Annotated in this window: 1 protein-coding gene; it reads right to left on the reverse strand. The window is 40.9% G+C overall.

Annotated elements, in window-relative coordinates; translation table 11 throughout:
- The coding region (locus AB4653_RS28290) for an XRE family transcriptional regulator (RefSeq protein WP_372105947.1) at positions 1 to 274 on the reverse strand (274 nt) is incomplete at its 3' end.
- Positions 275 to 416 lie beyond the last annotated feature (142 nt).

A 416-nucleotide genomic window follows, 5' to 3' on the forward strand; every position in this document is an offset into this window, starting at 1 on the left:
CACTCATTCTACTTTTCAGATAAACCACTTTGGGCCCGGATTCATTGTCTTCTTTAAGTGAAGGGAGCACATTCCTTGGCTCCAAATGAAGCAAACGACAGAAGTGACTAACGAAAGACATGGTTAATGCTTTCTCCCCTCTTAGCACTCGCGAAAAATCCAACTGGTTCATCCCTAGCTTTTTTGAAAACTCCATCTGCGTAATTCGCATTCGAGATTTTTGTGACATCCACGTTTGGTACAAAGCATCTCTATCTTGCTCAGTGAATTCCATTACCGGTTCCTTTATATAATTCATGCCAATCAATTGTCCGGCTTTTCATACATGACATGTCAGGGTTTGGTTAGTGGAAACCAAAGGTTTGGTTTTGATATGGGAATAACCTTGTTTGATCTGTTCAGAGCTATCAGAGCTA

The sequence above is a fragment of the Vibrio sp. 10N.222.48.A3 genome, assembly GCF_041475345.1.
GTDB lineage: Bacteria > Pseudomonadota > Gammaproteobacteria > Enterobacterales > Vibrionaceae > Vibrio > Vibrio tasmaniensis_A.